The 18,124-nt window shown below is 66.3% G+C and carries 18 protein-coding genes; 13 read left to right on the top strand and 5 right to left on the bottom strand.

Features of this window, described 5'->3' with window-relative positions; all coding sequences use genetic code 11:
* Positions 1 to 138: 138 nt before the first annotated feature.
* Together ACZ6O0_RS07270 and ACZ6O0_RS07265 are read left to right on the top strand one after the other, a co-directional pair.
* Positions 139 to 1,917, top strand: a complete 1,779-nt coding sequence (locus ACZ6O0_RS07270) for a hypothetical protein (protein ID WP_465763932.1) — start codon at positions 139 to 141, stop codon at positions 1,915 to 1,917.
* A gap of 225 nt (positions 1,918 to 2,142) precedes the next feature.
* Entirely contained in the window at positions 2,143 to 2,301 is a 159-nt protein-coding gene (locus tag ACZ6O0_RS07265; RefSeq protein ID WP_465763931.1) for a hypothetical protein, read from the top strand.
* Positions 2,302 to 2,759: 458 nt separating this feature from the next.
* Here ACZ6O0_RS07265 and ACZ6O0_RS07260 read toward each other — a convergent pair whose 3' ends face one another.
* The 5 genes from ACZ6O0_RS07260 to ACZ6O0_RS07240 all read right to left on the bottom strand — a co-directional run bounded on the left by ACZ6O0_RS07260 (position 2,760) and on the right by ACZ6O0_RS07240 (position 7,910).
* On the bottom strand, positions 2,760 to 3,143 hold the full coding sequence (locus ACZ6O0_RS07260) for a hypothetical protein (protein ID WP_465763930.1): 384 nt from the start codon (positions 3,141 to 3,143) through the stop codon (positions 2,760 to 2,762).
* 23 nt (positions 3,144 to 3,166) lie between these two features.
* Entirely contained in the window at positions 3,167 to 3,583 is a 417-nt protein-coding gene (locus ACZ6O0_RS07255) for a hypothetical protein (RefSeq protein ID WP_465763929.1), read from the bottom strand.
* A 17-nt stretch (positions 3,584 to 3,600) separates the two neighbouring features.
* Positions 3,601 to 4,650, bottom strand: coding sequence for an LGFP repeat-containing protein (locus ACZ6O0_RS07250; RefSeq protein ID WP_465763928.1), 1,050 nt, complete (start codon positions 4,648 to 4,650; stop codon positions 3,601 to 3,603).
* Positions 4,651 to 4,946: 296 nt separating this feature from the next.
* The gene (locus tag ACZ6O0_RS07245; RefSeq protein WP_465763927.1) at positions 4,947 to 7,619 is read right to left on the bottom strand and encodes a helix-turn-helix transcriptional regulator; all 2,673 of its coding nucleotides are present in this window, start codon (positions 7,617 to 7,619) and stop codon (positions 4,947 to 4,949) included.
* Between the two features lie 9 nt (positions 7,620 to 7,628).
* The gene (locus tag ACZ6O0_RS07240; protein WP_465764078.1) at positions 7,629 to 7,910 is read right to left on the bottom strand and encodes an ATP-binding protein; all 282 of its coding nucleotides are present in this window, start codon (positions 7,908 to 7,910) and stop codon (positions 7,629 to 7,631) included.
* 628 nt (positions 7,911 to 8,538) lie between these two features.
* Between ACZ6O0_RS07240 and ACZ6O0_RS07235 the strand changes: the two genes are divergently transcribed.
* From ACZ6O0_RS07235 to ACZ6O0_RS07185, 11 genes are all read left to right on the top strand, one after another.
* Positions 8,539 to 8,835, top strand: a complete 297-nt coding sequence (locus ACZ6O0_RS07235) for a DinB family protein (RefSeq protein WP_465763926.1) — start codon at positions 8,539 to 8,541, stop codon at positions 8,833 to 8,835.
* 80 nt (positions 8,836 to 8,915) lie between these two features.
* Positions 8,916 to 9,071 carry a hypothetical protein gene (locus tag ACZ6O0_RS07230; RefSeq protein WP_465763925.1) on the top strand — a complete coding sequence of 52 codons (156 nt, stop codon included), beginning with the start codon at positions 8,916 to 8,918 and terminating at the stop codon, positions 9,069 to 9,071.
* 241 nt (positions 9,072 to 9,312) lie between these two features.
* Complete coding sequence (locus ACZ6O0_RS07225) at positions 9,313 to 9,711, top strand: hypothetical protein (RefSeq protein WP_465763924.1); 399 nt, start codon at positions 9,313 to 9,315, stop codon at positions 9,709 to 9,711.
* Between the two features lie 89 nt (positions 9,712 to 9,800).
* Entirely contained in the window at positions 9,801 to 10,916 is a 1,116-nt protein-coding gene (locus ACZ6O0_RS07220; protein ID WP_465763923.1) for a GNAT family N-acetyltransferase, read from the top strand.
* A complete protein-coding gene (locus ACZ6O0_RS07215; RefSeq protein WP_465763922.1) occupies positions 10,888 to 11,838 on the top strand; it encodes a potassium channel family protein in 951 nt (316 codons plus the stop codon). The genes ACZ6O0_RS07220 and ACZ6O0_RS07215 overlap by 29 nt, the downstream gene beginning before the upstream one ends.
* Before the next feature lie 70 nt (positions 11,839 to 11,908).
* Entirely contained in the window at positions 11,909 to 12,817 is a 909-nt protein-coding gene (locus tag ACZ6O0_RS07210) for a zinc metalloprotease (protein WP_465763921.1), read from the top strand.
* A 105-nt stretch (positions 12,818 to 12,922) separates the two neighbouring features.
* Positions 12,923 to 13,912 carry a LacI family DNA-binding transcriptional regulator gene (locus ACZ6O0_RS07205; protein WP_465763920.1) on the top strand — a complete coding sequence of 330 codons (990 nt, stop codon included), beginning with the start codon at positions 12,923 to 12,925 and terminating at the stop codon, positions 13,910 to 13,912.
* Positions 13,909 to 14,832: a carbohydrate ABC transporter permease gene (locus tag ACZ6O0_RS07200; protein ID WP_465763919.1), complete on the top strand. Its 924-nt coding sequence runs from the start codon at positions 13,909 to 13,911 to the stop codon at positions 14,830 to 14,832. Before ACZ6O0_RS07205 ends, ACZ6O0_RS07200 begins: the two co-directional genes overlap by 4 nt.
* Positions 14,829 to 15,662: a carbohydrate ABC transporter permease gene (locus ACZ6O0_RS07195; protein ID WP_465763918.1), complete on the top strand. Its 834-nt coding sequence runs from the start codon at positions 14,829 to 14,831 to the stop codon at positions 15,660 to 15,662. Before ACZ6O0_RS07200 ends, ACZ6O0_RS07195 begins: the two co-directional genes overlap by 4 nt.
* Positions 15,663 to 15,671: 9 nt before the next feature.
* The gene (locus ACZ6O0_RS07190) at positions 15,672 to 16,955 is read left to right on the top strand and encodes an ABC transporter substrate-binding protein (protein ID WP_465763917.1); all 1,284 of its coding nucleotides are present in this window, start codon (positions 15,672 to 15,674) and stop codon (positions 16,953 to 16,955) included.
* Positions 16,952 to 18,088: an ADP-ribosylglycohydrolase family protein gene (locus ACZ6O0_RS07185; RefSeq protein ID WP_465763916.1), complete on the top strand. Its 1,137-nt coding sequence runs from the start codon at positions 16,952 to 16,954 to the stop codon at positions 18,086 to 18,088. Before ACZ6O0_RS07190 ends, ACZ6O0_RS07185 begins: the two co-directional genes overlap by 4 nt.
* Positions 18,089 to 18,124: the final 36 nt, after the last annotated feature.

The raw sequence follows: 18,124 nt of genomic DNA, 5'->3' as shown, positions 1-18,124 counted from the left end.
TGTCGTGGCTACGGCATGTGCTTGGTGCTCGGTGCCGCCGCGTGTTCGAAGGATGGAAAGGCGGCTCCAGCGGCATCGGAGTCGCCGAGCGGTGTCGTCGTACACGCGGGTACGGCTGCGCAGGCGAACCATGGTGACGTGCAGGTGTTGTTGCCTGCGTCGTCCGTGGTTGGTGATGGACGGTTGCGTGTCGAGGGTGATGGGAGTGTTCCGGCATGCGCGGCTGGTTTGCGGCGGTTCGGGGACGGCGTGCGCGTCGAGTTGTCGGGGACCCAACTGAAGGGCCGGGCGACGGTAGCCTTCAAGGTGCCGGCTGGATGGGATCCGAATCTGGTGCCCGTCGTCGCATGGCAGGACGGGCATGGTGGTTGGCGATGGTTGCCGACATCGCCATGGAAACAGGGCCAGTCGATGGTGACGGCACAGACCGATCATTTCTCGTCAGGGTTTCTGGGTGGATTTGATATCCAGGCGTTTGCCAAGGATTCGCTCGGGCGGTTGGGGAATTGGCTTACCGGTCGTGCTGGAGTGGCCCAGCCGAGATGTGGTGGCGAGTCGGCGCTGCGGACGAAGGTCGAGGTGGCGTCGGACGGCGGCGACTCGGTGAAGTGGTGCGCAGGTGTCGAGTCCGGTCACGCCGTACTGCGGATCGCCAACAACCGACTGGCCTACACACAGATGACGTATCCGAAAACCTGGAAGGTCATCGCCGGCAATCGGTACGGGCTCAGTGTGGATGCGTTGACTCAGTGGCTTGCGACTGGTGGGGAGAAGCTTCTGACACCACGTGGCAAGTCCGTCATTCTGATCCCGCGTGGCGAGAGCGTCACCTTGCGGCTTCCGGATGTCCCGGAGGCGAAGGTGTGGGCGGAGATCAGTCAGGTTGCGTACGTCCTGCAGATTCTCGAGCTGGCTGGTTCGGTCGAGGGCGCGGTGTCGAAGGTGGCAGGTCAAGCCGTCGCGACCGACGGGTGGATGGAGCGGCTGGCCAAGACTGTCACGAGCGGCGATCCGTCGAAGGGGTGGACAGACGCGGCCAGGAGCTGTTTGAAGAGCTTCACCGACGAGTACACGAACAACTTCCTCGAGGTGGCCGACGTCACCAAAACTGTCAAGCAGACGATGAAGTTCGCGGCGAGATGTACCGCTGCGATGGCGCGTGCCTCGATGGCCGATGTTCCGGTGTTCCTGGGCGGGCTGGTGTTCGGCGTGATCGACGTCGTCGTATCGACGATCCTGACCGCGGTGAATCTGCTCATCATCAGTGCGCGTGAGATCGTCGACTCGGTGGCCAGCTTCGGGGGCAGGAGCAATCCGATCTATGGCATCTCGTTCGTTCCCAAGGCCATTCCGACCGAGGTCGTCAACATCAACCCGCTGACCCAGTCCGGTCAGGTCAAGTCAGGTTGGAGGGTCGAGAACACCGGAAAGGGTTTGGCGTGTGCACCCTCCGGTGATGCGTACCCCTCGCCGGCCGCAGTGAGCTCAGGCATCTACTCCTGTGGCTACGTATCAGACGGGGCGGATGTCTGCTGGGTCACCGCCGGACGTACGGCGCTGTGTGGCGGCGAACCATGGGACAAACGGCTCTACCGGTGGACAGTCACCGAACCCGCCCTTCCTGCTGTGAAGCCGGATGCTGCTCCCTATCCCTGGGGACTCGAACTCGCCGATGGAACCCGCTGCCGGCTGCGCAACGGCGGTGCGTGGTCGGGGCGGCCTGATGGGTGGAACAGCGCCTACTACTGTGACGGCGTCGACTTCGTTGTCCTTGCCGACAGCAACCACGACTTCAAGTACCTGGACAAGAGCACCACGACCTGGAAGGTATGGGTCGGCGATCTGGACGACTCCGCGAAGTCCATGCCACCGCCGAAGATCATGGCGGTCACAAAGGCATACTTCGCCTCGAGTTGATCGTAGAAGAGGAACATTGTGGCCGCGGTCGAGCAGCTCCAGCAGTTCTCGACGGTCAGACGTGCAAGCCGTAACCGTGTACGGATCGCGTGGCCGCAGCGCGCCAACGCGGTCTGCGTCAGCCGCTCTAGGCGATGCGGGCGATGTCGTCTAGCCCCGAGACTGCCAACGAAGGAGCTCCCTTGATCGATGTGGAGACCCGTGTTCATTGGGAGGAGACGCGCTGTGAAGCTGCACTTTGACGACGAGGCTTTCGACGGCCAGCTCCAGCGAAGCGCTGGTAAGGCCGATTCAGGCATGGCTAACGTGGGCGAGTGCCTCGTGATCGCTGAGCAGATCACGCCGGGTGATCGCGATAGCTGGTACGAGGCACGGTCGGGCTAACCCGGATCACGTGTTCCAGGACGCAGCCTCATCAGGTCGGTTGCCGACCCTTCTGCATGTCGGGGATATGACGGCGCGACGCGGTCGGCAGGGCTTTGGGATGAAGCGCCGAGTGATGCAGCCGCAAGGAAGAGGCCTCGTCGGACGCTGGGCCGCGCCCTCGGGCCACGGACGCCTATATGCGAAGCGCCTCTCGAGGAAGTACCAGTGGAGCTCGACTTGCCATGAGTGGGCCGCCCGCCTTGCCGATCAGGGTAAGACAGCCGTCGCCGCGGGACACCGGATCAGTGCTCGCAGCGTCTTGCTGCGAGCCGCGGAGTACTTCCGGCAGGCGTTCTTCTTTCACCGGGACGATCTGGATGGCGTGGACCTGTCCTCTACCGCACGCGGGCCACCGGCCCTCAACCTCACTCACCCCGCCGAGGCCGGGACTCCCAGTCCCGCCGACCCAGCCGGGGTCAGAGTGCAGTCAGTATCGATACCCCGAGGGCTCCGAGCCAGTGCGCCAGATGGGTCAATGGACCAGTGAGGGCTTGCCCAGCAGCCGCTATGGCACCGGCCTTCTTGAGCAGGCCAACGACGCGCTTGAGACGCTCGGCGATGGCGGGCTTGTTGGGCGGTTGGTCGGTCATTTCCTCGTCCGCCTTGTCCAGGTCCTGCAAGACCGCTGCCAGCGTGTGGGAAGGGAGTCCGAGGTGGCAGACCTGCTCTCGTACAAGGGAGAGGTCGTTGCGCAGGTCGTCGACGAGGAAGACCTGGTTGCCCTGCCCGCTGGTCCAGACTTGATTGCCGGCGACGTTGTTGATCGTGTTTCCCGTTTGGCGCTTGATGTTGAAGGTCACTGGACTGTCCGATCAGGAGATCTTCAGTACCGCGGGGGAGGTGGGTAGAGCGCGAGGTTGCGCCGCCGAGACGCTGCGACGATATGGAGAACAATGCCGGCCAGGAAGAGCAGTCCACCAAGCGCCGCGACCAACCAACCACCAATCGCGACGCTCACAGTGACCGTCTCCCAGTGGGAGAGGCTGTCAGGGATGCTCGAGAAGTTCTTGTTCTCATGCAGCCAGAACCGCCAGAATTCGAGTACGCCGGCAGACATACCGACCACCATCATCAAGAAGCCGAGCACGATGAGGAAGCGGGCCCTCGTTCTGGTGGCGGCTACCGCCCGCGCAAAGCTTTCGCGAGCCTGCAAGGTTTGCTGGATGTACTGATCACGGCCGACATTACTGATCGATTCTCCACGCTGGCTCTCTACGTCAAATCTGGATTCGCGTTCCATTTCGGTGTCTCTTCAGCTCATGTGCCGGGGCACTTCTGGTGATAGTCGAGCGGCCCGGTCTTGGGCGACCAACGGATGCAGCCACCCTGGAAGTTGTTGTAGCGACCGCCAGGCGTGTTCGGATCGTTCGTCTCGTCGCTGACCGGGTAGCCGAGATAGCTCCGCTCCCAGCCGAGGGACGCCCACTTCTCCCTGATCGCACCGTTGACCTCGTGCGCGCCCAGGTCGGGTGTCCAGTAGATCGAGCAACCCTGGAAGTGGTTGAAGCGTCCGTGGCCGTCGGGGCATCCGGTTTCGTCGGTGAGCGGATACCCGAAACGGGCCGTCCAGCCGAGCGACTCGTACTTTCTGCGGATGTCGCCGTACACCAGATGCGCGCCACGGCCTGGTGAGAAGAACAGTGACCCGTTCGCCCAGTGCCGCACACGGCCGGATCCGAGGTCGGTCTCGTCGGACCGGGGAGCGCCGAAGTCGAACCCGTTGCGGCGCAGCGCTTCGTACTTGTCCTGGATACTCGTGACCGGCTCGGGTGACGGGTCAACGCCGATTTCCACCGTGTAGGCCAGCGTTGCGTCCTGGATTGTTCCGCTGTCGCCGGTAGCGAACGCAAAGGCGTACTTTCCCGCCGGCACGGTGCTGAACAGCATGATAAATCGGTGCTCGTATTGGAAGTCTCCGCGGGTGTAACGGACCTCACCGAGATCAGCGATGTCCGGGACCTTCGGCTCGCATCCGCCGAACGACGGCTTGATGTCGTCACCGGTCCACCCGTGGAAGAAGATCAACGCGTAGCTGGCCGGGCGCCGGTCGCCATTGTAGAGTCCGCCCCCGTGCGCGAAGCTCATTGCCTGCCGGCCCTGGGCCTTCACGTCTCCGCCGAGGCGGCCGAGCGCCGCGACCGCGTCATCGGCCAAAGACGTCTGGCTCGCGAAGATGTCGTAGATCGTCTTGCCGATGGTTTCGACGAAGTCGACGATGTCGAAGGAAGCATCGATGGTCGGACCGTTCAGAACCGTGAGCAGTTCGCCGCCGTCGCCGTATACCAAGACCTGTGCTTGACCCTTCATTGTTTGCACTCCTGTATCGAGGGTTCAGAAGTTTCGGACCGGCTACTCGAACACGCCTGCAGCCTGGGCAATGAAAAAGCCGATGACGACTGCGCCGCTCAACAAGATGCAGAGCCACCAGTACGCTGTGCTACGCCTCGCCAACTCGCGGTTCTTCTTCTGCAACCACGGGGGTGGTACTTGGGACATGGCAACCTCCTACGGCGATCCTCGCCAAGCACAGCTGGAGGCTGCATCGACCGAAATGCCCAATTACGTCCTCGGCGGTGCAGTGGGTAGAAGTACCCACCGCAGGTTCAGACGAGCCCGACGTTGAAGGCGTAGGCAGCCGCCCCGGTACGCGAGGAGACGTCCAGCTTCCCGAAGATGCTCGACATATGACGGGCAACGGTCTTCTCGCTGATGAACAACAGCTGTGCTATCTCCCGGTTGGTGTGTCCAGCCGCAACGAGACGGAGTACTTCCACCTCACGAGCTGACAAACCGGCCGGCGCCTGGGCGATGTCGGGACTGGAGGCAGCACGCTCCAGCTCTCGGATCATTTCGATCAAGTAGCCCATGCCGAGCCGCTCCGAGCGCTCCTTGCACAATGCGACCAGCCGTCGCCCTCTGGCGACATCGGTTCCACCGAGGATCAGCAGACGGCCTAGACCGAACTCGGTGTAGGCAAGCGCCGGTTCGGCTCCGAGCTCGGTGTTCTTGGCGAGGGCGTGCTCGTAGAAGCGAAGCGCCTCGTCGAACCTCGACAGCAGTTCAGCCAGCTCACCGAGGTAGCGACTCACGGATCCTGTGCACAGCGGCGCCAGACCGTACACGACGCAGCGATCGTGGAAGGTCGCCAGGCTGTCGAAGACGAGCTGAGCCCGCCTTTCGTCGCGGAGCGCGGTACAGAGTTGCGCTAGGACACTCATCGTTCCCAGGAAGTTGGAGTCACGGCGCACATCGGTGAAATCGGCTGAAGCCAGCTCGTCAAGAGCCCGGGTCGCAGCGTCGGTGTGTCCGAACACTGCGTTCATCAATGCCGAGCCGACGCGCCAGGCGAAGATCTGTGGATACAAGCCCGCGTGCAGGCGGATGATTTCGTCGCACTCCTCGAGTCGGCCTGTTTCCAGACAGAGGATCACCAACTGCGACGAGCACGCATTGCTCAGCATGGTCTGGTCGAGGCTGCCATCGCCGAGCTTCCATGCCTCGAGCCGCAATCTCTCGGACTCCGGGTAGTCACCCTGCATCAGGGCGCGCATACCTCGCCATAGGCTCGTCCAGAAACGCAGGCTCGGCTGTCGCGTCTCATCCGCGAGCCTGGCGTACTCGTCGAGATCGGCTGTGACGCGGTTCAGGTCGCCGAGCTCCAGGCCGTCGATGATCCGCCACATCAGAGCCTGCAGCCGCATCTCGGGGTGTCGCAGGTCGCTCGCCGCCGTGATCATCCTGGAGACGATCGACTCGCGCTCCTCGAGGTTGTCAGGGCTCCACGCTGCCATATAGCGACTTGCCAGCGCGACACACAGGACCGAAGGATCGGCGCTCTCTTCAGCGAGAGCGACAGCCTCGTCGGCCAGCTGCCGGCGACGGTTAGGGCTTCCCTCGGGGTTGTACGGGTCTGCCCAGTACATCTCGGATGACAGACGTGCTGAAAGCAGAGCACGGAGCTGGTCTTCGCCCGGCGGCAGTATCGACAAGGCCGATTCGAGCAGGCCTACCAGGACGGGGTTCACCACGCCATAGTCCTGTGTTTCGCCATATCCCAACGCTGCCTGGGCAAGTGCGACCGGGTGGCCCAGCCGGGACGCGAGATCGGCCGCTTCTTTGTGATGACGCCGGCCTTCCGCCGCGTTGCCGACACGCGTCTCCGCGGATCCCAGTCCGAGCAACGTCTGGAGCAGCTCATAGTCTTCCGCCGCCTGCTCCATCGCGAGTTGGTACAGCCGGACGGCTTCTTCGAATGCCAGCACCTCCATCGCGGACTTGGCTGCGTCAATCACGTGCCGCCACACCTGGCTAGGGTCTGCGACGGCGATACCACTCGACAAGAAGTGCCGTGCTACAACACCTGCCCCGCCGGCGCCGATCGGCCTGACTCTGTTCAGGTACTCCCCGATCCGCAAGTGCAGACGCGCTTTGCGGACCGGCTGAATCTGACCGTAGACCGCGTCCCGGATGAGAGCATGGGCGAAGCGCATCTGCCCGAGTCGAGCTCCTCCACTTGTCACCAGGCCGTCGGTGGCGAGCTGCTCAAGAAGATCCAACGCGCTGGAGTGTTCCATTTCGGCGACCGCTGCCAGGATGGACGGCTGGAACACCGACCCGACCACCGCGGCGATCTCGAGGATCGTGCGCTGCCCCTCGTCAAGGCCATCCAACCGATCGGCGACGGTGGCCTTGAGACTGGCGGGAACCCATTGGCCAAGCGTTTGTTCAGGATCGCCAGCGCCTGCAAGGCGTGCCGCTTCCTTGACGTACAGCGGGTTGCCCTGGGTCCGCTCGTGAATCAGTTCGATAGTCCCTGCCGGAGGTTCCCGGCCGAGTTCCCGCCGTACCAGCTCCCCGACGGCCGCCTTGTCCAGCCCGGACAACCGGAGTTCGACATTCGTCGACTCGCCGAGGAGATCTTCGATCGCTTGCCCGGTGCGTATGTCGTCCACGTGCAACCGGCTGGTCCCGACGATGAGCAATTGGGAGCGCTGCACGCGGCGAGCAACGAAGCGCAGCAGCTGGACCGTTGATGTGTCTCCGGCGGCAAGGTCTTCGAGAATCAGAACGCGTGGGCGCTCGTCGGCCAGCCGCAGCAAGTACCTGGTCAGCGTGTCGAAGAGCCGGAACCGGGCTTGATCGGCAGGAACCTCCCGCAACTGCCGATCGGCACTCCGCCCGCCGCCGATGTGTGGAACGAGTTGGCTCAGCACCAGCAGGTCCTCGTCTGCCATCGTGTCCGACAGGGCCGGGTGGTCGGCCAGACTGGCCCGCACCGCCTCTATTCAAGGCCAATAGGCAGGTGCACCGCCTTCCTCACATGACTGGCCCCAGAGCACCGAGGCATCGGCGACGCCCGCCCGATCCGCCAACTCGGAGACGAGCCGGCTCTTTCCGATGCCGGCCACGCCGCGGATGACGACAAGGCTCCCATGGCCTGCGATTGCCTGGTCCAGAGCATCCGATAGCCGGCCGAGTTCACGCTCGCGGCCGATCGGTGCACGCCAGGCCGACGGATTCTCGGCTCGAATGCCAGACAGCTCGCGCCCAAGTGGCCCAACGGTCATGGTGCTCACCCCACCCGATCCGGGTCGGCGAGACGATGGTTCAGGTGCTCCATGTTACGGCTGCGCGGTGGTGGTCCACTCAACCATCCGTGACTGGCGTGCAACGGCAGGCGACGATCAGCCTGACCGGCGCCGATCACCACAGCCCGTCCCATGTCCACAGCAGGCGCCCAACATCGCCTCGCGCACCCCCAAACGCCGCATCTCATTTTACGCTCACGTACTCGCCCTGCACATGCCGAAGAGCACGTTCACGAGGGCATTGGAGGCTTCGCCCTAGTTCAAACCGTTGCTTCCCACGGCCCGCCGACGGCGGTCACCCGCCACGCGCTGCATCGTCAACGCGACAGCCGACAGCGGAACGCCACTCTTCGATCCGAACTGGAACGACACCCGTCGGCGGAATCATCAGGTATCCCTACCGCAGCTCAGTGAGATGTAGGTGCAGTCACCCGAATGTGCTCGCGATGGTCAATCGCTCGGCCGTTAGCTGGCCGTATGGGGCGGGACTCACAACACTCCGTGTGCGTGTGCGTAGGCTGCGAGGATTGCAGTCCCGCCGGCGATGATCGAGTGCGCCGTTGGGTGCATCCGCGACATCGGGTGCCTAGGGTTCGCGTCGGCTGGCTTGCAGACCGTCGTCCGCACCGCCCAGGGCCGCCAGGTCCCCGCCCCCGAAATCCTCTGGCTTCGCAGCCGCGAGGTCATGATCCACGCCGTCGACCTCTGCACCGGCCTCCCCTTCGCCGACCTACCCGCCGACTTCCTCGAGACGCTGAGCACGGACATACGCACCAAACGCGGCGACACCCCAGAAGTGAACGGCGCGCTGCCGGAGATTGCGGGCTATCTGGCCGGCCGGCCCTACGCCGACGTCGTCACTATCCGAGGTGACCCAGCCCCACCCATTCCACCGTGGCTGTAGGCCGTTTGGCCGTGCAAGTTCGTACTTCACGGTGCGGTGGCGTGTTGCTCTAGATGTGTGCCCAGTGCCACTGCGATCGGTTGCGGTGTATCGAGGGCCTGCCCTCTGGCCGGGCGCGGACAACGATCCGCATCGACCGCGTCGACGACCTCGAATTCAGAGTCGTCAACGCGGTCACCGCCGAACTCCCGCGCGAGCTGATCATCGGCTCCAACCGCAACTCCCAACTCATCTAATCCACCTCCGCTTGGTGGTGTCGGCGCTGCTGATCTCTTGCGCATCCTGCTCCGTCGCTGTTCCGTGGGCGACTGACACACGCCGAGCATCAAGGAGTAGTGATGAACACTGAAACTGCTGGTCAGGGCTACATTTGCCTGAGTTGATGGCTCCGCTCGATCGGCTTTTCTGCAAGCCGGCGCGGCCTGCATCAGAGGTTGGCTGCACCCGCCTGGGCGGTGGGCTCAGTAGGCTCGGGTTATGGCAGGTGGCAAGGGGCAGAGCCAGTTGGCGAAGAACCTGGTCAAGTACGGGGTGCGGTACGGGCCGCTTGCGGTTGAGGCGTTCAAGCATGGGCGGGAGCCGGCTCAGCAGGCGATGCAGGCCGCGCTGGCCAAGCGGGCGGCGCGGAAGAAGGCGGTGGAGCATGTGCTGACCGTCCGCGAGGGATCGTTGCTCAAGGTGATCAAGGAGGGGCAGGCGATCTTCTTCGTGTTCTCCGGTGACGCCATCGTCACCACCTACCCGGCGGTGCCGCAGAGCACCTACCCGGAGCTGCTCCGGCACGCCGACCTCGACAAGCGTGAACCGGCCGTCGTGCTGGCCGCGCGCAAGCCGAAGATCGCGCCTCATCTGCCCAAGGTCCGCCGCCGGCGCTGAAGGTTGACGCGCGCGTAACATTCCGGACCCGGCGGGGCAACAGGCGGAACGCAGAGTGGAAGGACGTTTCCACGAGGGAGGGCGTCCGCATGCTCTGGAAGATCAGGACCGAACTCGCCGACCGGCCCGGCGCCCTGGCCGAACTCGCTGCACGGTGCGGTGCGGACGACATCAACATCCTCAGCCTGGAGGTCTTCACCGCCGAGTCCGGTGCCGTCGACGAACTGGTGGTCTCCACCGGGGTCGGCTGGACCGCGGACGACCTGGCGGCACTGGCCGCCGAAGCCGGCTGCGTCGGTACGACGGTCCGCCCGTGCCAGGCCGACGTACTCAGTGATGCGCCCACCCGCTACCTGCGTGCCGTACTGCGGTTGATCGACGACCCGCTGTCCGTCGACGAGGAGCTGGGCAACCTGCAGGGGTTCGAGGAGTACACGCCTGCCGAGTGGGCCCGGGCCGACGTGCTCGTGGAGATCGCCGGCCGGCTCGCCGAGCGGTTCGACGGGTCCGTGGTCGAGGGCCCGCGCCCGGGCAGCGGCGTACCCGAGTTGCGGACGGCGAGCGTCGAGGACGCCGAGGCCGTGGTCGCGATGCACGAGCGGTGCTCGTACGAGAGCCGCACCCGGCGGTACCACGTGCCGATGCCGAAGCTGACCACCCGGACCGCGCGGCACCTGTCGGCACCGGCCGGTGGTGTCTCGATCGTCGCGGCCGTCGGTGACGCCGTGATCGGGATGGCGACGGCCGCGCCGTGGGAGGAGCTCGGCACTACGACGATGGAGGTCGCCGTCCTCGTCGAGGACGGCTGGCAGGGACAGGGCCTCGGGCTACGCCTGCTCCGCCAGGTGGTGGTCGAAGCGCGGGAGCTCGGCGCCGACCGGGTGGTGTGCATGGTGCAGCCGGAGAACCACGCGATGCTGCGGACCCTCGAGCGGCTGCGGATGCGCTCGAGGGTGATCCGGGACGGTGACAGCCTGATGGTGACCGTCGCCCTGTCCGACCAGAGCCTGTCGCATGCGGTGGATGGGCCGCCAGTGCAATATCGTCAGGGGCGTGCCACCCCTTCCCACCGGTCGCAATCCACACGGTCTGCTGGTCAACCTGCCCGCGAGCACGCGCTCGCCGCTCTTTCAGCTCTTCAGCCGCTTCCTGGTGGCCTTGGGGCTGCTGACCGTGATGGTGCTCATCGTGGTGGTCGACCGTGACGGCTACAAGGACAGCTACGACGGTCACGTCGATCTGATCGACAGCATCTACTACGCCACTGTCACGCTCACCACGACCGGGTACGGCGACATCACTCCGGTGACGCCCGCCGCCCGGCTGGTGAACGCCTTCATCGTCACCCCGCTGCGGATCGCGTTCCTGGTGGTCTTGGTCGGTACGACACTGGAAGTACTGGCCAACGAGGGTCGCCGGATCATGCGGGACACACGATGGAGGAAGCGCATGAAGGACCACACCGTCGTCGTCGGGTACGGCACCAAGGGCCGCTCCGCCGTCCAGACGCTGATCAGCAACGGGGTCAAGCGCGACAGCATCGTGGTGATCGACCCGCGGGCGCAGGCGATCGGTGACGCGGGCAACGACCAGATGGCCGCCTTCCACGGCGACGCGACGAACCGGACCGTGCTGCGCCGGGCCGAGGTGATGACGGCCCGCGAGGTGATCGTGACGACGGACCGGGACGACTCGGCGGTGCTCGTCACGCTGGCGGTGCGGCAACTGAACCCGGACGCGCATGTCGTGGTCGCGGTCCGCGAGGAGGACAACGTCCCGCTGCTGCGGCAGAGCGGCGCCGACGCGGTCGTCACGTCGTCCGAGGCGGTCGGCCGGCTGCTCGGCCTGACCTCGGTCAGCCCGAACCTCGGCGAGGTGATGGAGGACCTGCTCACGTACGGCGAGGGCCTCGAGGTGGCCGAACGCCCGGTGCTGGGCCGCGAGGTCGGCAAGCCGCCGTCCGCGGTGCCCGACCGCGTCGTCTCCGTCGTCCGGGACGGCAAGGTGCACCGCTACTACGACTCCAACGTCTCGGTCCTGGCCGCCGGCGACAAACTCATCGTCGTCCGCCCGGCCAAGGAAACCCCCTGGGCCGAACGCCCCGGCGCCGACGACGGCGACGAGTAGCCCCTTCCGCCACCCCGTCGGCCCTGCTTAGAGTCGAACTGCCTGGGGCGCCGATCGGCAGGGGGCAGTCATGAGATGGAGCAGGGTCGCCGGCATCGCCGGCGTTGCGGTGATGGTGAGCGCGGGACTGACCGGGGCACAGAGTCAGGCGGCTCCGCCGAGTCACGACCGGGGCGACTCGTGTGTCTCGGAGGACGCCGTCATCCAGGCGCGGGGTGGCCGCGAACCTGATCTCGGGCAAGTGCCGCAGGACCTCCCGGCCGCCGCGAAGGGCAAGGCGAAGCCGGGGTTCAGGGCAACGGTTCCGGTCTACTTCCATGTGGTCACGGACGGTTCGACCGGGTCGCTGACGACGCAGCAGATCCAGGCGCAGATCGCCGTACTGAACACCACGTACGCGGGCGGCGAGGGTGGGGCCAGGACCGGGTTCCGCTTCACGCTGGCGGCGGTGACCCGGACCGACAACGCGACCTGGTTCTATGCCGGCGCGGGCGGCAAGCCCGAGCACAGCATGAAGCAGGCGCTGCACACCGGCGGACCCGGTGACCTGAACCTGTACTCGACGACGGCGGGGGAGGGCCTGCTCGGCTGGGCCTACCTGCCGGACATCGTGACCAAGCCCGGGCAGGCCTATCTCGACGGCGTCGTGATCGACTGGGAGTCGATGCTGGGCACGTCCACCAGGTACGCCGGCGCGTTCGACCAGGGCGAGACCGCGACGCACGAGGTCGGCCACTGGCTGAACCTCGAGCACACGTTCTTCGGCGGGTGCAGCGCGAAGGGCGACTTCGTCGACGACACCCCCGCGGAGAAGACGCCGACCAGCGGCTGTCCGGCCGGCAAGGACACGTGTACGGCGCCGGGTCTCGACCCGATCCACAACTACATGGATTACTCCTTCGACTCCTGCTACACCGAGTTCACTCCCGGCCAGGCCCAGCGGATGGCCGACGCCTGGCTGTTCTACCGGGCCGGCTAGCACCGTCCCGTCCTTATCGCTCCGGGCCGTGAGGTTGACCGCGCGGCCCGGGCGCCCTATTGTCTGGCCTGTAAACGATTACAAGAACGATTACAGGAGGCGGGCGTGAGTCGTCCGACGATCGCGGGGGTGGCTCGGGCAGCCGGGGTCTCGGTGGCGTCGGTGTCACGGGTGCTGAACGGGCTGCCGGCGACCGAGGAGATGGTCGAGCGGGTGCAGCGGGCGGTCGAGGAGCTCGGCTACGTGCCGGATTCGCGGGCGCGGTCGCTGAAGGTCGGGCGGACGTTCCAGCTGACGCTCGCGGTCGCCGATGTCGGTAACCCCGTCTACGTGACGATGATGCGGGCGGTCGAGGAGGTCGTGTCCGCGGCCGGCTACCGCCTGGTGGTGACGACGACCGGGCCGGACGTGGTGGACGAGGTCGCGCTGGTCCGGGGGATGGCGCGCGGGTACGCCGACGGCCTGGTGATCAGCCCGATCCGGGTCGACGACGACCTGATCAAGTCGATCCGCGAGTGCGAGGTCCCCGTGGTCGTCGCCGGTAACGTCCCCGCGAAGGCCGGCGTCGACACGATCCGTGCCAACTCGCCGAAGGGCATCCTGCTCGCGGCCGAGCACCTCACCGCCAGGGGACGCGACCGGATCGCCTTCGTCAACGGCCCCGCGGACACCGTGCCCGGCACGGCCCGGGCGAAGGGCTTCGCCGAGGCGATGAAGGAGTTCGGGCTGGAGTCGGCCGGGGAGATCGAGGCCGCAGACTTCACCTTCGCCGCCGGGCGGGAGGCGGGGAAGAAGCTGTTCAAGAAGAACCGTCCCAGCGCGGTGATCTGCGCGAACGACCTGCTCGCGGTCGGCGTCATGCACGAGCTCGCCGCCTACGGACTCGAGGTCCCGAAGGACGTCGCGGTGATCGGGATGGACGACAGCGAGCTGGCCGAGCAGAGCTTCCCGCCGTTGACGAGTGTGAACCTCGGCTCGGCCGAACGTGGCCGCCGGGCCGCCGAGTTGCTGCTGGCAAGGATCGAGGACTCCACCCGCACCCCCCGGCGGATCGTCGTCCAGCCGACGTTGAGTGTCCGGAAGTCCACCCCATGACCGCTACTGTGACGGCGCCGGCGCCCACCCCGGTGAAGAAGACCACCAGGCCGAAGCAGAACCGGGAAGCGATCTTCCTGTTCCTGCCCGCGCTGCTGCCGGTCCTGCTCCTCAGCGTCTACCCGCTGATCCGCGGGATCGCGCTCGGCTTCACCGACGCGCGCGCCGGGCTCAACGTCGAGACCAACTTCATCGGCTTCGAGAACTTCTCCAAGCTGCTGCACAACGGCCTGTTCTGGGACTCGTTCCGGATCGGCGTGATCTGGACCCTGTCGGTCACGATCCTGCAGTTCGTCGCGGCGCTCGGCCTCGCCCTGCTGCTGAACACGACCATCCGCTTCCGCGGCGTCGCCCGTACGCTCGCGCTGATCCCGTGGGCGATGCCGCCGGTGGTCGTCGCGATCATGTGGCGGCTGCTGCTGCACCCGACCAACGGCCCGGTCAACGAGATCCTGCAGAAGCTGCACCTCACCGACCACCCGATCAACTTCCTCGGCGACTTCAGTACGGCGCTGCCGGCCGTGATCGTGGTCGGGATCTGGGTCGGCATGCCGATGACCACGGTGACCCTGCTGGCCGGCCTGCAAGGTATCGACCGCTCGCTGTACGAGGCGGCCGCGGTCGACGGCGCGAGCGCGTGGAGCCAGTTCTGGAACATCACACTGCCGCAGCTGAGGACCGTGATCGTCGCGATCACCAGTCTGGACCTGATCTGGAACTTCAACTCGTTCGGCCTGGTCTACGTGCTGACCGCCGGTGGCCCGGGCGGCAAGACGATGCTGCCGATGCTGTTCGCCTACAACGAGGCGTTCCGGTACGGGAACTTCGGGATGGCCGCCGCGATGGGTGACGTGATGGTCGTGATCATCATCCTGTTCCTGTTCTTCTACCTGCGGAACCGGCTGAGGAGCGAAGCATGAGAACGCGACCGGCCGCCCGCTTCCTGCAGTACGTCGCCGTCGTCTGCTACCTGGTCTTCCTCGGCTTCCCCTTGCTCTGGCTGATCTCCAGCTCGCTGAAGTCGCCGCAGGAGTTCGCCGGCATCACGCCGTCGATCCTGCCCAAGAACGTCGACCTCTCGAACTACTCCGACGCGCTGAACGAGCAGGGCCTGGTCCGCGGGCTGATGAACAGCCTGCAGATCTCGATCGCCAGCACGATCCTGGTGCTGATCGTGGCGCTGCCGGTGTCCTACGCGCTGGCCCGGTTCCGCAGCCGGCTGCGGCCGGTCACGAACGGCTGGATCCTGGTCAGCCAGGTGTTCCCGGTGATCCTGATCGTGATCCCGCTGTTCATGATCCTGCGGCCGCTGCACCTGACCAACACGATCCCCGGCGTGGTGATCGTGTACATGGTCTGGTCGCTGCCGTTCGCGCTGTGGATGCTGCAGGGGTACGTCGCCGCCGTACCGCGCGAGCTCGAAGAGGCGGCGTCCGTGGACGGCGCGAGCCGGGTCCGCACGATCGTGTCGATCGTGATGCCGCTGCTGCGGCCGGGGCTGATCGCGACCGCGATGTTCACGTTCATCTCGGCCTGGAACGAGTTCTTCTTCGCTCTGGTCCTGCTCCAGGACCCGGAGCTCAAAACACTTCCGCTGGTGCTCGCCCGCTTCGTCGGGGCCGAGGGCCAGGTCCAGTTCGGTCCGCTCGCCGCCGCCTCGGTGCTGGCGACCGTACCCAGTCTCGTGTTCTTCGCCTTCCTGCAGCGCCGGTTGACCTCCGGCCTGCTGAGCGGCGCAGTCAAGGGTTAAGGAGAAGCAATGAAGAAGGTCATGACCGCGTTGCTCGCGGCGGGCGCACTGGTGGCGCTCGCGGCGTGCGGGAGCAACAGTGACAACAGTTCCGGTGACTCGGGGTCGTCGAACGAGAAGGTGACGCTGAAGTTCCAGAGCCTCGCGTTCCAGAAGACGACCGTCGCCGCGACCAAGAAGATCGTCGCGGACTGGAACGCCGCCAACCCGAACATCCAGGTCGAGTACGTCCAGGGCAGCTGGGACTCGGTGCACGACCAGCTGGTCACCCAGTTTCAGGGCGGGACCGCGCCGGACATCATCCACGACGAGTCCGCCGACATCACCGGCTTCGTCAACCAGGGTTACCTCGCGGACCTCTCGCCGTACCTGAGCCAGGAGACCAAGGACGCCGTCTCGCAGGGCGTCTGGGACACCGTGTCGAGCGACGGCAAGGTGTACGCCGCGCCGACCCTGCTGCAGTCGTACGTCGTGTTCGCGAACTCCGCGCTGCTCGAGCAGGCCGGGATCACGGCGACCGGTGACTCGCTCAGCTGGGACGATCTGGCCGCGAACGCGAAGAAGCTGACCGCGGGCGGCAAGTACGGCCTCGGCTGGGGCCTGAAGAGCCCGACCGCGACCGTGCTGAACCTGGGCATGAACTTCGACGCGAAGTTCTTCGACGGCTCCGGCCGCGACGCGACCGCGACCATCGGCGACCCCGAGCTCGAGGTGCCGAAGCGCATCCACGCGATGGCGTACGACGACAAGTCGATCGACCCGACCTCGCTGACCCAGAGCAGCTCCGACGTGCTGCCCGGGTTCTACGCCGGCAAGTACGCGATGGTTGTCGGCGGCAACTTCGCCGCGCAGCAGATCCTGGAGGAGGCGCCGAAGGGCTTCCAGTGGGAGGTGCTGCCGCCGCTGAAGGGCACCGGCACCCAGCAGGCGGCGAACCCGCAGACCCTGTCGGTGCCGGCCGAGGGCAAGCACATCAAGCAGGCCGCGCAGTTCATCGACTACTACATGAAGGCCGAGAACCTGGCCGCGGTCGGTCAGGGCGACTGGCTGATCCCGACCACGCAGGGGGCTCGCGACGCGATCCTGAAGGCGACCGGCGGCAAGAACGGCTGGGAGCAGACGCTGGCCAGCGGCAGCGACCTGACCAAGGCGCCGTTCCAGAGCGTGGAGAACTACCCGAAGTGGAAGGACCAGATCGCGACGCCGGCGCTGCAGGAGTACCTGGCGAACAAGACCGACCTCGCGGCCCTGGGCAAGAAGCTGAGCGACGGATGGGGTCAGGTCAACCAGTGACATCCCTGCTGGAGCAGAAAGCAACGGGTGCCCTCGTCGGCTCCGCGGTCGGTGACGCGATCGGTGGGGCCGTCGAGGGCTGGACCCCGGAGGCGATCCGGGAGCGGCACGGCGGCTGGGTGACCGGCATCGTCGGTCCGTGGTACGACGACTGGCGCACGGCCCGGCCGATCGCGCCGTACCACAAGGGCGACGGGCACATCACCGACGACACCCTGATGACGCACGCGCTGGTCGAGGTGTACGACGAGCGCCGGGCGCACCTGGACGCCTACGCGATCGCCGAGGTGCTGGTGCCGAAGATGGTGAACGGGCGCCGGTGGGTGCCCGAGCTGGAGACCGACGCGCTGCTGCTGCAGCGGGTGTTCCTGGCCGAGAAGTGGCTGGTCGCCCGGTTGCACTACGGGCACGTCGATCCGCGCGAGGCCGGCGTCGGCAACATCGTCAACTGCGGTGCGGCGATGTACGTGGCGCCGGTCGGGATCGCCAACGCGGGCGACCCCGAGGGGGCGTACGCGGAGGCGATCGACCTGGCCGGCGCGCATCAGTCGAGTTACGGGCGGGAGGCGGCCGGCGTGTTCGCGGCCGCCGTCGCCGCCGCGCTGGCGCCGGGGGCGACCGCCGCCTCGGCGGTCGGCGCGGCGCTGGGACTGGCCAAGGACGGCACTCGGAGGGCCGTCGAGGCGGTCGTCGCGGCGGCGGACGGGGTGACGGACTGGGAGCAGGCGATTCCCCTGCTCCGCACGGCGATCGAGCCCTACGACACGGTCGGCCCGGACTACCGCGACCAGTCGCTGGACGCCCGGCGGCCGAGCCGGACCAAGGCGATCGAGGAACTCCCGGTGGCCCTCGGCTTCGTGCTGGTCTCGGAGGGCGACGTACGCCGGGCAGTCCTGGGCGGCACCAACTACGGTCGCGACGCGGACTCGATCGCGTCGATGGCCGGCGCGATCACGGGTGCGCTCAGCGGGCTGAGCGGCGTACCGGCGGAGTGGGCGACCGATGTCGCCGAGGCGAGCAAGACCGATCTCGAGCGGCCGGGTCGCATGATGGCCTCGGTGGCTCTGGACATCCGGGCGGCCGACGCGAAGCGCTGGGCGACCCGCACGGCCGCGGTGGATGCCCTGATCTGATGTCGGTACCAGATGTGCGTTTCGCCTGGCGCGACA

This window comes from Kribbella sp. NPDC048837 (assembly GCF_055586945.1).
This window is presented reverse-complemented; position numbering and strand designations above follow the sequence as displayed.